At 71.3% G+C, this 13,481-nt stretch carries 8 protein-coding genes; 5 read left to right on the forward strand and 3 right to left on the reverse strand.

Features of this window, described 5'->3' with window-relative positions; translation table 11 throughout:
- Positions 1–98 precede the first annotated feature (98 nt).
- From O1Q96_RS07085 to O1Q96_RS07095, 3 genes are all read right to left on the reverse strand, one after another.
- The gene (locus O1Q96_RS07085) at positions 99–1,589 is read right to left on the reverse strand and encodes an FG-GAP and VCBS repeat-containing protein (RefSeq protein WP_269247339.1); all 1,491 of its coding nucleotides are present in this window, start codon (positions 1,587–1,589) and stop codon (positions 99–101) included.
- A 176-nt stretch (positions 1,590–1,765) separates the two neighbouring features.
- Positions 1,766–2,569, reverse strand: a complete 804-nt coding sequence (locus tag O1Q96_RS07090; RefSeq protein ID WP_269247340.1) for an endonuclease I family protein — start codon at positions 2,567–2,569, stop codon at positions 1,766–1,768.
- A gap of 236 nt (positions 2,570–2,805) precedes the next feature.
- Positions 2,806–5,142 carry an ArnT family glycosyltransferase gene (locus tag O1Q96_RS07095; protein WP_269247341.1) on the reverse strand — a complete coding sequence of 779 codons (2,337 nt, stop codon included), beginning with the start codon at positions 5,140–5,142 and terminating at the stop codon, positions 2,806–2,808.
- Between the two features lie 257 nt (positions 5,143–5,399).
- On the opposite strand from O1Q96_RS07095, the gene O1Q96_RS07100 reads away from it, so the two are divergent.
- The 5 genes from O1Q96_RS07100 (at position 5,400) to O1Q96_RS07120 (ending at position 13,461) form a co-directional block, all read left to right on the forward strand.
- On the forward strand, positions 5,400–6,317 hold the full coding sequence (locus O1Q96_RS07100) for a serine hydrolase (RefSeq protein WP_269247342.1): 918 nt from the start codon (positions 5,400–5,402) through the stop codon (positions 6,315–6,317).
- Positions 6,318–6,456: 139 nt separating this feature from the next.
- Positions 6,457–7,494, forward strand: a complete 1,038-nt coding sequence (locus O1Q96_RS07105; protein ID WP_269247343.1) for an esterase-like activity of phytase family protein — start codon at positions 6,457–6,459, stop codon at positions 7,492–7,494.
- Between the two features lie 115 nt (positions 7,495–7,609).
- Positions 7,610–11,344, forward strand: coding sequence for an ABC transporter ATP-binding protein (locus O1Q96_RS07110; RefSeq protein ID WP_269247344.1), 3,735 nt, complete (start codon positions 7,610–7,612; stop codon positions 11,342–11,344).
- A 150-nt stretch (positions 11,345–11,494) separates the two neighbouring features.
- Positions 11,495–11,881 carry a hypothetical protein gene (locus tag O1Q96_RS07115; protein WP_254643749.1) on the forward strand — a complete coding sequence of 129 codons (387 nt, stop codon included), beginning with the start codon at positions 11,495–11,497 and terminating at the stop codon, positions 11,879–11,881.
- A gap of 131 nt (positions 11,882–12,012) precedes the next feature.
- The gene (locus O1Q96_RS07120) at positions 12,013–13,461 is read left to right on the forward strand and encodes a S28 family serine protease (protein WP_269247345.1); all 1,449 of its coding nucleotides are present in this window, start codon (positions 12,013–12,015) and stop codon (positions 13,459–13,461) included.
- Positions 13,462–13,481 lie beyond the last annotated feature (20 nt).

A 13,481-nucleotide genomic window follows, 5' to 3' on the forward strand; every position in this document is an offset into this window, starting at 1 on the left:
CCCGCGCCCCTTGGCCGAAGCCGGCTCGCCCCGGCCGGACATGACGGTGGGGCGGCACCCGGCCGCCCCACCGAACCCCCGTTGTCCGATCGGCTCGCTCAGCGCAGGAGCGCGCCGAAGCGGGCGCCCGTGGCGGGCGCCGAGAGGTCGCCGGCGCCGAACGCGACGGACGACGTGGCCGTGAGACCGGTCGCCGTGCCGCGCAGCACCCAGACCGCGCCGTTCCAGCTGTTCTCGGCCAAGGAACCGGCCGCGAGGTCGGCGTGGCCGTCACCGTCGACGTCCAGCAGGGCGCTGCTCGCGCCGAACTGGTCGTCCTCCTCGGCGACTCCGGGCACCCCGGCGGTGTCCTGGTGGAAGGTCTGCGTGCCGGCGCCCGTGACGCCGGTGGCGCTGCCGGGGACCAGGGCCACGGACCCGGCGTCGGTGATGTCGCCGATGTCCTCGCCCGGGATGCCGAGCGCGATGTCGCCGAAGCCGTCACCGTTGACGTCCGCCACCGAGACCGTGGAGCCGATCCCGTCGCCCTCCTCCTCCACGCCTGGGAAGCCGGGCAGGTCCTGGTCGAAGACCTGTACGCGCTCCTCGGACAGGCCGGAGGCCGCCCCGAACGCGATCTGGACCTTGCCGCCGTTCCAGTAGTTGCCCACCACGACGTCGTCGAACCCGTCGTTGTTCACGTCCCCGATGCCGGTGCCCGTGCCGGTCGCCGTGCCGTCCGAGGGGGTCCAGCCGGTGGTGAAGCCCGTGCTGCCGCCGCCGAGGAGAAGATGGTTGCCCCACTGGCCGTCGCCCGCGTACTTCCAGGCGACGATGTCGTCCTTGCCGTCGCCGTTGACGTCGCCGGTCCGGGTGGAGCGGATGGGACCGGTGATCGAGTCGCCGTCCTCCTGGCAGCCGATGCCGTTGGTGGCGCAGGACGCGTCGGGAGTGTCGTAGCCCCACCAGTCGGCCTTGTCCAGCAGGGGCAGGGTGGCGGTGGGCTGTCCGGCACGGGAGACCGGGCCCTTCCACACGGTGGCGTTGCCGCTCGACGGGTCGTCGCCCGCGCCGGACAGGTAGGAGAACAGGGCGAGGTCCGTCTTGCCGTCGCCGTCGAAGTCACCGGTCGTGGGGGACTGCCCGTACCCGGGTATGGCCGTGCCGCCGGTGAGTCCGGAGGCGGAGCCCCAGAGGATGACGGAGCCGGGAACGCCGCCCGAGATGACCAGGTCGCTGAAGCCGTCGCCGTCCAGGTCGCCCTTGGTGAAGTTGGTCCCGAAGCGCTGGTTGGCGGTGGCGGAGCCGGGAACGCCGCTGGTGGAGCGGCTGATGAGCTTCTTGTTGCCGGCGGAGACCCCACTGGCGGAGCCGTACGTGACGGCCACGTAGCCCGCCTTGGCCTGGCTGGAGATCGTGGCGTCGGGTGCCGACACGACCAGGTCGGCGTATCCGTCGCCGTTGAAGTCGTCCTGCGCGTCCGTGGACGCGGTGGCCGCCAGCGCCGGGGCTGAGGTGAGAGCCATGGCGCCGAATCCTCCGGCGACCAGCACCGCGGCTGCCAGGGGTGCGGTGAGCGCGGTACGAGTTCGGCGGTGTGCTCGGGACATACATGAGCCTTTCGAGTCGGTCGGTTCTGCCCGCGGAGTGCCGCGTTCAGTGAGTACGACTCGGTCCGGGCGGCCCCAGTTGTACGCCCCAATGTCATGGATTCGTAACCGAGGAGACGGGTGTGGCGCTGAACTCCCTTTCTGTCACAGGGAGTTCAGCGCGTGTCACCGTCGGTCTACCAGATCGCCTCGACCCACTCGGGGTGGTCGATGAACGGGTTCCGGTTGCCCTGGTAGTTGTTGTAGATCAGTTCGTTGCGGCGCTCCTCGAAGGCGCTCGGCGGGTCCTGCTCGTTCCACTTCTTTAGCACCGAGAGGCGGCCGTGGTACGGGACGCTGCCGTTGGTGACGGCGTCGTTGGGCTCCAGGTCCTCCCAGGCGTCGTCACCCTCGTAACGGACGGCCATGTAGAGGATCATGCGGGCCACGTCGCCCTTGACGGCGGCGCGGGGCTCGAAGGAGTTCGAGTCGGTGAGGCTGCCGCCGCTGTTGGTGAAGCTGCTGCCGCCGGTGTCGAAGTCCTTGTTGCCGCGGATGCTGTTGACCTGGACGTCCTCGGGGCGCAGGTGGTGCAGGTCCGTGCCGGGACCGGCCGAGGTGCCGAAGTCGCCGTGGGACTGGGCCCACACGTGCTCGCGGTTCCAGTTGCCGGTGGCGCCGCCGTTGAGCGTCTTGCTGCGGGAGAGGCCCGAGTACAGCAGGACGACGTTGCTGCTGTTGTTCGGGTCCTGGTCGGTGACCTTGAGCGCGTTCCAGACCGCCGAGTACGAGATCGTGGTCTGGTCGTCGATGATCGAGTGCAGTGAGCTCTTCAGAGCCGTGCCGGTCTTGCCGATCGCGCCCGCGTAGTACGTGTCGTCGTACGCGGTGGTCGTGGCCGCGGCGGGGGTCGCGGCGACCGTCGGGAGGGTGAGGCCGACGAGGACGGCGGAAACGCCTACCGCCAGCGCCTTCCAACTGCCTATCTGCGCAACGGACATGGGGGGTGCCCTTTCCCGGGAACGGAACGCGCCGTCCGCGGGGCCTCCTCTGCGGGCCCGCGTTCTACGCGTGTTGACACTTCGGTCAATCGGGAGCGTGGCATGGACATGAGGTCGGCTGTGTAACCAGGAGAAGGCGTTTGTGTGACGTTCTCGCATACCACGCAACCCCCGGCCGTTTCCGGTCCAGGGGCTGCGCGGCACGAGGGATTTCCCCAACAGCGGGAGGGGAGACCCTAGTTGACGTCCGAAGCGTCCAGGCGGTAGAGCGCCTGGGAGTTCTGCGAGTCGGAGGACCCCGAGGACTCGGAAGACTCGGAGGACTCCGAGGACTGGGTCGATCCGGTCGATCCGGCGGACCCCGCGGACGATGTGCCGCCGTACTCGCTCGCCTTCACCGCCGTGCCGTGCTTCTGGACCCAGGCGGTCACCTCGGGGCTGACGCTGTCGGAGCCGCCGGGGCCGCCCATGGCCCCGCCGAGCACGATGTAGTGCAGCTCGCCCTTCTTCACGAGCTCCTTCAACTTGGCGAGGGTCATGGCCTTGTCGCTGCCGGACCAGCCCCACATGGAGATGACGGGCTGACCCGTACTGACGATCAACTGGGCCGCGCTCTGCGAACTGGACACCGCCACAAGCCACTTGGCGCCGTCCCGGTGCTTCTCCAGATACGTGGTCATGGCGCTGTCCGCGCCGCCGCCGGGACCGCCCATGCCGCCGCCCGTGCCACCCGTGCCACCCGGCCGGGTACTGCCGGTGCCGCCCTGCTCGCCGGAGCCGGAGCCGGTGCCGCTCGGCGGGGTGCCGGCCTGGCCGCCGCCCTGTTCCGGGCCGCCCTGTTCCTGGCCGTCCTGTTGTTGGCCCCCGCCGGGCGCTTGGCCGCTGGGGGCGCCGCCGGGCGGCGTACCCGTCTGGCCGCCGGCCGGTGCCTCGCCGCCGGCTTGGCCGTCCTGCTGCTGCCCGCCCGGCGCCTGACCGCCGTTTCCGCCGGGGAAGCCGGACCGGCCGCCACCGCCACCGGGGCCACCGCCCATGCCGCCGCCGGTGGTGGGCCCGGCCGTCGGGTTCGTACCGCTCATGCCGCCGCCCGAACCCGCGGGCACGGAGGCCGCGTAGGCCGCGGGCCCGGCGAGGGAGGCGACGACGGCCGCGACCACGGCGACGGAGAGCAGTCGCGCCCGCCGCCCGGAGCGGAAGAGGACCAGCCCCGCTATCGCCAGGACCATCACGGCCGCGACGGTCGGCCACAGCCAGGTGTTCCAGCCGGTGGCCCGCCGCAGCAGGACGACGGCCCAGACGCCGGTCGTGGCGAACGCGACGGGCAGCACCCAGGACCAGCGCCTGGCATCGCCCGTGCGGAAGGCGTGCAGGAGCATCGCCCCGCCGCCCCCGCACAGCGCCGCGATGCCGGGCGCGAGCGCGGTCGTGTAGTACGGGTGCATGGTGCCCTCGGCGAGGCTGAAGGTCAGGTAGTGCAGCGCCGTCCCGCCGCCCCACAGGAGCAGCGCGGCCCGCGTGAGGTCCGTACGGGGAGCGCGGCCGCGCAGCACGAGACCACCGGCGAGCGCGATCCCGGCGAAGGGGAGCAGCCAGGAGATCTGGCCGCCGAGCACCTCGTTGAACATCCGGCCGATGCCCGCGGTCCCGGAGAACCCGCCGCCACCACCGCCTCCGCCCCCGCCGTTGCCCTCGCCGCCGAGGACGCGGCCCAGGCCGTTGTAGCCCATGATCAGGTTCCAGGCGGTGCCGTCCGTCGACCCGCCGATGTACGGCCGCTCCGAGGCGGGCACCAGCGACACGGCGGCCGCCCACCAGAAACTGGAGACGGCGAGGGCGACCCCGGCCAGCGCGAGGTTGCGTATCCGGCGCGGCAGCCCGCCCCTGGCCGCGTACAGGTGGACGGCGAAGACGGCGGGCAGGGCGATGTAGCCCTGGAGCATCTTGGTGTTGAAGGCGAGGCCGAAGCAGACGGCCGAGCCGACCAGTGGCAGCAGCCTGCCGTTGTGGACGGCTCGCAGGGCCAGTGCGGCGCCCGCCACCATCAGGAGGACCAGCAGCGTGTCCGGGTTGTTGTCGCGGTTGATGGCGACGGTGATAGGGGTGAGCGCGAGGACGAGCGCGGCGACCGCGGCCGCGCCGTGCCCCCAGACCCGCTTGACCGACGCGTGCACGATCCAGATCGTGCCGAGGGCGGAGGCGACCAGCGGCAGCATCATCTGCCAGGTGCCGTACCCGAAGACGCGGCAGGACAGCCCCATCACCATCAGCGCGAGGGGCGGCTTGTCGACGGTCAGGAAGTTCCCGGCGTCCAGTGAGCCGAAGAACCACGCCTTCCAGCTCTGCGTACCGCTGAGCACGGCTGCGCTGTAGAAGCTGTTCAGGCTGGACGAGGAGAGGTTCCAGGAGTACAGCACGCCGGCCAGAACCATGATCGCGGCCAGTGCGGGCAGCGACCAGCGGGGCGGCTTCCCGGCAGGTGGCGGACCGCCGGCGGGCGGCGGCTCGGCGGCGGCCCGTCCGGGTGCGGGGGCGGCCTCGGGGGCGTGGGGGTGCGGATCGGTGGCAGATGTCACCAGGGCATCGTGCGAGGGCGGTGTGGGCGCGGGCTGTGGTGAACCTGGGGCCCGGCTGTGAGTGGGGAACCTCCGCGGGGGCGGGACGCCGACCCGCGGCCGGCCCGACCCGCGGCCGGCCCGGCCCGCCGCCCTCGCCCTCGACTCCTCAACTCCACCCGGGTCCGGGTACAACTTCCGGCCACCTCGGTGAGTCAAAGGGGGCGAGTGCGCTGCGAGCGCACGTGCACGAACGCAACGGGGGATGGGAAGACTTCATGACACACCGGATATCGCGGTACAGGCGTGTTCTCTGCGCGGGCCTGACCGCCGGCGTACTCATACCGGCGGCCGTGGCGGCGGCACCGGCCGCCGCGGCCGCGACACCGCAGGTCGCCTGTACATCCAGCAGCGCGGCCCTGGCGACCAAGCTTCAGAAGGACATCACCACGGCCCTCGCGGGCCGCCGGGGGACCGTCGCCGTCGGCCTCTACGACCGCTCGACGAAGACCACGTGCACGCTGAGATCGACCAGCGCGTACGACTCGGCCAGCATCGTCAAGGTGACCGTCCTCGCCACGCTGCTCTGGGACGCGAAGAAGCACAACCGCTACCTCACCCAGCGCGAGAGCGACCTCGCCACGGCCATGATCACCAAGTCGGACAACGCGGCCACGACCAAGCTCTGGCAGCAGCTGGGCGTCGCCAAGGTGAAGGGCTTCCTCGCCGCGGCGGGCATGACCCAGACCAAGCCGGGCGCGAACGGCTACTGGGGCCTCACCCAGATCACCGTCCGGGACGAGCAGAAACTCCTCGCGCTCCTCACCGCCAAGAACACGGTCCTGAGCGACAACGCCCGCGCGTACACGCTGAAGCTGATGAACAAGGTCGTCTCCTCCCAGCGCTGGGGCACCCCGGCCGGAGCCCCGGCCTCGGTCTCCGTGCACGTGAAGAACGGCTGGCTCTCCCGCTCCACCCACGGCTGGCGCGTCCACAGCGTCGGCGCGTTCAAGGGCGCGGGCCGCGACTACACGATCTCGGTCCTCACCCACGGCAACAGCACGATGAACTACGGCGTCACCACGATCCAGGCCGTGGCCCGGGCCATCCACAAGGACCTGGTACCGACCGCCACGCAGCGCTACACGCCGACGAACACCCCGAAGGAAGCCTTCCCGGCGGTCCCGCCGGCCTGACCCATCCCGCTCGACCCGTCCGGGACGCACACCGCGGCACACACCGCGGCGCGCGTCCCGGACGTGCTCGTGGGCCCGGTCCTCCGGAATTCACGGCCCGTACCCTCCCCCTCAACCCGCGCCCGCCTACCGTGACCCCATGCGTCTGAGATCCGTACTCGCCACCTTCACGGCCGGCCTGGCGGCAGCCACGTGCGTCACCGCCGCCGGCCCCGCCGACGCCCACGGCGGACCCGCCCACTCCCCGAGCGGCAGAGCCTGTTCGCCCGCCGTCGCCATCGAGAGCTTCTCCGACGCCCTCGACAAGACGACGTACCGGGACACGTTCGTCGGCAACTTCTCCGCGCTGGCCGTGGACCGGGACGGGGCGATCGTCGCGCTGTCCGACCGGTCCTCCCTCTTCACCCTCGACCCGAGGACCCTGCGGCCGCGCTCCGTCGTGCCGCTCGCCGACGAGAACGGCGGCGCCCTGGACTCCGAGGCCCTCGCCGTCGACAGTGACGGCACCCGGTTCGTCGCCTCCGAGACCGAGCCCGCCCTGCGCCGCCACGCCCGCGACGGCCGCATCCTCGACCGGCTCCCCGTACCGGAGGCGCTCAGGGTCGCCCCCGTGGGCCGCGCCACACCGAACCAGACCTTCGAGGGCCTGACCTTCCTGCCCGGCCGCCACACCCTGCTGGCCGGCATGGAGGGCTCCCTCGCCGGGGACACCACGGGCATCGTCCGCTTCCAGAGCTGGGAGCGCCATCGCGGTTCCTTCGCCCTCGCCGCCCAGTACGGCTACCGCACCGACACCGGCCTCAACGTCTCCGAGACCACGGCCACGCCCGACGGCCGTCTCCTCGTCCTGGAACGCGGCTTCACACCGGGTGTCGGCAACACGGTCCGGCTCTACCTGGCCGACCCGCGCCGCGCCACGGACACCGGCGGCATCGACGCCCTGACTGGGCAGGACGGCGTACGCCTCGTCCGCAAGACCCTCCTCGCCGACATCGGGGACTGCCCGTCCCTCGGCGCCACCGCCAAGCAGCCCCAGCCCAACCCGCTGCTCGACAACATCGAGGGCATGGCGGTCACCGGCCGCACCCACGGTGCCCTGCGCGTCCTCCTGGCCAGCGACGACAACCAGAACGCCGTCCAGACGACCCGCTTCTACTCCCTGCGCGTACGCCTCTGAGCAGTGTCCGCGTACGCCCGCGGGCCGTGCGCGACATTGCGGAGGGATGAAATCCGCTTCGATCCGTGTTGGTGCCTTCCGGACGATCAGGACCGACGGCAGGAAGGCACCAGGCGTGACAACGCAGCGGGGATGGGCACGGCGGCTGGCCGGGTACGCATGGCGGTACCCGAAGGACGTCCTGCTCGCGCTGGGCGCCTCGCTCGGCGGCATGGCCGTCATGGCGCTCGTCCCCCTGATCACCAAGGTGATCATCGACGACGTCGTCGGGGACCACACCCGCGACATGGCCCCCTGGGCGGGCGCCCTCATCGGCGCCGCGGTCGTCGTCTACGTCCTCACCTACATCCGCCGCTACTACGGCGGACGCCTCGCGCTCGACGTCCAGCACGACCTGCGCACGGACATGTACGGGACGATCACCCGCCTCGACGGCAGGCGCCAGGACGAGCTGTCGACCGGCCAGGTCGTGGGCCGCGCGACCAGCGACCTCCAGCTCATCCAGGGCCTGCTCTTCATGCTCCCGATGACCATCGGGAACATCCTCCTCTTCGTGATCTCCCTGGTGATCATGGCCTGGCTGTCGCTGCCGCTCACGCTCGTCGCGCTGGTCATGGCCCCCGCCCTCTGGTTCATCGCCAAACGCAGCCGTACGAAGCTCCACCCGGCCACCTGGTACGCCCAGGCCCAGGCGGCGGCCGTGGCGGGCGTGGTCGACGGCGCGGTCACCGGCGTCCGCGTGGTGAAGGGCTTCGGCCAGGAGGACCAGGAGACCGGCAAGCTCCGCGAGATCGGCCGCAAGCTCTTCGCGGGCCGCCTCCGCACGATCCGGCTGAACTCCAAGTACACCCCCGCCCTCCAGGCGGTCCCGGCGCTCGCCCAGGTCGCCATGCTGGCGCTCGGCGGCTGGCTGGCGGTGAAGGGCGAGGTCACCCTGGGCACCTTCGTGGCGTTCTCCTCCTACCTCGCCCAGCTCGTGGGCCCCGTGCGCATGCTCGCCATGGTCCTCACGGTCGGCCAGCAGGCCCGGGCCGGCGCCGAGCGCGTCCTGGAGCTGATCGACACCGAGCCGTCGATCGAGGACGGCACGAAACCGCTGCCCGCCGAGGCCCCCGCGACCGTCGAGTTCGACGACGTGTCCTTCGCCTACGACGACGACCGCCCGGTCCTGGACGGCCTCAGCTTCGAGATCCGCTCCGGCGAGACCCTCGCGGTCGTCGGCTCGTCCGGCTCCGGCAAGTCCACGGTCTCCCTCCTCCTGCCCCGCTTCTACGACGTGAGCCGGGGCGCCGTCCTCATCGGCGGCCTCGACGTGCGCGAGCTGACCCTCGACTCGCTGCGCGCTGCCATCGGCCTCGTCCCCGAGGACTCCTTCCTCTTCTCCGACACCGTCCGCGCCAACATCGCCTACGGCCGCCCCGAGGCCACCCAGGAGGAGATCGAGACGGCGGCCCGGGCCGCCCAGGCGGACCGTTTCATCGCCGCCCTGCCCGACGGCTACGACACCACGGTCGGCGAGCACGGCCTCACCCTCTCCGGCGGCCAGCGCCAGCGCGTGGCCCTGGCGCGGGCGATCCTCACCGACCCGCGCCTGCTGGTCCTCGACGACGCCACCTCGGCGGTCGACGCCCAGGTCGAGCACGAGATCCACGAGGCCCTGCGCGGTGTCATGGCGGGCCGCACGACCCTCCTCATCGCCCACCGCCGCTCCACCCTCAACCTCGCCGACCGCATCGCCGTCCTCGACGACGGCCGCCTCGCCGACATCGGAACCCACGAGGAACTGACCGAACGCTCACCGCTGTACCGCCGGCTGCTCACCGACCCGGACGAGCTGGGCGGCGTCTCACCCGGTCACGCCAGGCCGTCCTGCCCGGTGGAGGACACGTCCGTACGGGACGAGCTGGACGCCGAGTTCGACGCCGAACGCGGTGTCACCCCACGGCTGTGGACCGGCGACCGCGAGCCCAAGGACACCGCGCTGGCCGGCACGCCCGCGACCCCCGAACTCCTCGCCCAGGTCGACGCCCTCCCCCCGGCCACCGACATCCCCGCCATCGACGAGGCACGCGCGGTCACCCCGGAGGACTCGTACGGGCTGCGACGCCTGCTGCGGGGCTTCGGGCTCCCGCTCCTCGCGAGCCTCGGCCTCGTCGCCGTCGACGCGGGCATGGGTTTGCTGCTGCCGGTCCTGATCCGGCACGGCATCGACGAGGGCGTCTCCGAGCTCGCGCTCGGGGGAGTGTGGGCGGCCTCGGTGATCGCCCTGGTCAGCGTGCTCGTCCAGTGGTCGGCGCAGATCGGCGAGACCCGGATGACCGGACGCACCGGGGAGCGGGTCCTCTACTCGCTCCGGCTGAAGATCTTCTCGCAGCTCCAGCGGCTCGGACTCGACTACTACGAGCGGGAGCTGACCGGCCGGATCATGACCCGGATGACGACGGACGTGGACGCGCTGTCCACGTTCCTGCAGACCGGCCTGGTCACCGCCTTCGTCTCCGTCGTCACCTTCTTCGGCATCATGGGCGCCCTGCTCGTGATCGACGTACAGCTGGCACTGGTCGTCTTCCTGACGCTGCCGCCGCTGATCATCGGCACGTTCTTCTTCCGCAGGGCCAGCGTCAAGGCGTACGAACTCGCCCGCGAGCGCGTGTCCGTCGTCAACGCGGACCTCCAGGAGTCGGTGTCCGGCCTGCGGATCCTCCAGGCGTTCCGCCGCGAGGGATCGGGCGGCAGGCGCTTCGCCGAGGGCAGCGACAGCTACCGCCAGGCCCGCATCCGCGGACAGTGGCTGATCTCGGTCTACTTCCCGTTCGTCCAGCTGCTGTCCTCCGTGGCGGCCGCCGCCGTGCTGATCGTGGGCGCCGCACGGGTCGACGCGGGCACCCTCACCACCGGCGCGCTGGTCGCCTACCTCCTCTACATCGACCTGTTCTTCGCGCCCGTGCAGCAGCTCTCGCAGGTCTTCGACGGCTACCAGCAGGCCACCGTCTCGCTCGGCCGGATTCAGGAGCTGCTCCAGGAGCCGACCTCGACGAAGGCCGCCGACGAGCCGCTCGAGGTGCTGTCCCTGCGGGGCGAGATCGCCTTCGAGGACGTGGACTTCGCTTACGGCCGCCCCGGCGACACGGACGCCGAGGAGGCCCTCAGCGGGGTCGGCCTGACCATTCCGGCCGGGCAGACCGTCGCGTTCGTCGGCGAGACGGGCGCGGGCAAGTCGACCCTGGTCAAGCTGGTGGCCCGCTTCTACGACCCCACCGGCGGCCGGGTCACGGTCGACGGCACGGACCTGCGCTCGCTCGACCTGACCTCGTACCGGCACCGTCTCGGCGTCGTCCCGCAGGAGGCGTACCTCTTCCAGGGCACCGTCAGGGACGCCATCGCGTACGGCCGGCCGGACGCCACGGACGCCGAGGTCGAGGCGGCGGCCCGCGCGGTCGGCGCGCACGACATGATCGCCACGCTGGACGGCGGCTACCTCCACGAGGTCGCCGAGCGCGGCCGCAACCTCTCCGCCGGGCAGCGCCAGCTGATCGCGCTCGCCCGCGCCGAACTGGTCGACCCGGACATCCTGCTCCTCGACGAGGCGACGGCAGCGCTCGACCTCGCCACCGAGGCCCAGGTCAACCAGGCCACCGACCGCATCGCGGGCCGCCGTACGACGCTGGTCGTCGCGCACCGGCTGACCACGGCCGCCCGGGCGGACCGGGTCGTGGTGATGGCCGACGGCCGCGTCGCCGAGGACGGCACGCACGACGAACTGCTCGCCCGCGAGGGCCGGTACGCACAGCTGTGGCGGACGTTCGTGGGGGAGCCGGATCCCGCCAGGACGGTCACCACCACGAAGTGACCCCCGCGGCCCGCCCGCCCTCCCGGTCCGGCCGCGTTGCCCGGCCCGCTTCACGGCCGGGTCCCGGGGCGAGGCAACCGTTCGCCGTACGCCACGCGTCCGTACATCAGTACGCCAATTGCCGCGGGCCGTGGAGGGACACCAGTGGACATGGGCGCGATACGCCGACGCCTGGCGCTCGGAACGGCCGTGCTGACCACCTCCGGGCTGCTGGTGCTCGCCGGCCCGGGCACGGGTGACGCGTCGGCTGCCCCCCTGTGCTCCGGCCGGAAGGTACGCACCCTGCCCTTCTCCACCGGATTCGTGGACGTCCACAAGAAGCGCGGATACGTGTGCGCGGTGACCTATCCGAAGAAGGTGGGCGCCCGCCGGTACATGATGGTGAGCGTCCAGGCCAGGGGGAGCGAGCGGGTGCCCAACGCGGGCCGCTTCAAGAAGTACGCGGGCCCGGTGCGGGTGCACGCGGGCCACCGCTGCGTGCGGATCAAGGGGGCCGTCGGCGCGGGCTCCGTCAGCACGGGCTGGATTCTCTGCTGAGCCGGTCGATCTTCGAGCGAAGCCGTGCGATCTTCGTCCCGACCTGTCCGTAATGCCCTCAGCATCCCCTGGTGCGACGGCTGTTGCTCCGCTAGGTTCCGGCGGACATCTGCGTATTCAGGGGAGAACGCATGCGCAAGACGCTCAGATGGCTGCTGTCTCTCGTGGTGCTCATAGGCACCGTGAGCACGGCCGGGGCGGCCACCGCCGCCCAGCCGGACACCACCGGCACCGATCTCGTCTCGAACAAGGCCGCGGACATCAAGGACCGGCTCCTCGCGATACCGGGCATGAGCCTGGTCGAGGAGAAGCCGTACACCGGCTACCGCTTCTTCGTCCTCAACTACACCCAGCCCGTCGACCACCGGAAGCCGTCCAAGGGCACCTTCCAGCAGCGCATCACCGTGCTGCACAAGGACACGGCCCGCCCGACGGTCTTCTACACCGGCGGCTACAACGTCTCCACGAACCCGAGTCGCCGCGAGCCGACCCAGATCGTGGACGGCAACCAGATCTCGATGGAGTACCGCTACTTCACGCCGTCCCGGCCCGCGCCGGCCGACTGGTCGAAGCTCGACATCTGGCAGGCGGCCAGCGACCAGCACCGCATCTTCAAGGCGATCAAGCCCGTCTACGACAAGAAGTGGGTCTCCACCGGCGGTTCGAAGGGCGGCATGACCGCCACGTACTTCGAGCGCTTCTACCCGCGTGACATGGACGGCGTCATCGCGTACGTCGCCCCCAACGACGTGGTGAACAAGGAGGACTCCGCCTACGACCGCTTCTTCGCGAAGGTCGGCACCAAGGAGTGCCGCGCCCGGCTGAACGCGGTGCAGCGCGAGGCGCTCGTGCGCCGCGCGCCGCTGGAGAAGAAGTACCAGGAACTGGCCGCCGCCGAGGGCTACACCTTCAAGACCATCGGCAGCCTGGACAAGGCGTACGAGGCGGTCGTCCTCGACTACGTGTGGGGCTTCTGGCAGTACAGCCTGCTCGCCGACTGCGACACGATCCCCGCGGACGCGAAGAACGCGACGGACGACGAGATCTGGACCTCGATCGACACGATCTCCGGCTTCTCGTTCTACACGGACCAGGGCCTGGAGCCGTACACGCCGTACTACTACCAGGCGGGCACGCAGCTCGGTGCCCCGTCGATCGTTTTCCCGCACATCGAGAAGAAGTACATCCGCTACGGCTACCAGCCGCCGCGGAACTTCGTGCCGCGCGACATCTCCATGAAGTTCCAGCCCGGCGCGATGCGTGACGTCGACACCTGGGTCAAGCACAACGCGAAGCACATGCTCTTCGTGTACGGCCAGAACGACCCGTGGGGCGCCGAGCCGTTCCGCCTCGGCAAGGGCGCCCGCGACTCGTACGTCTTCACGGCCCCGGGCCTGAACCACGGCGCCAACGTCGCGGGTCTCGTCCCCGACCAGAAGGCCCTCGCCACGGCCCGCATCCTCGAATGGGCGGGCGTCGCCTCGGCCGCGGTCCAGGCGGACCCGGAGAAGGCGAAGCCGCTGGCCAAGTACGACTCCAAGCTGGACAAGCGCAAGGTGGAGCGCCAGCTCCGGCCGTAACCGCACAGCAGCACCCGCGG

This window comes from Streptomyces aurantiacus (genome assembly GCF_027107535.1).
GTDB lineage: Bacteria > Actinomycetota > Actinomycetes > Streptomycetales > Streptomycetaceae > Streptomyces.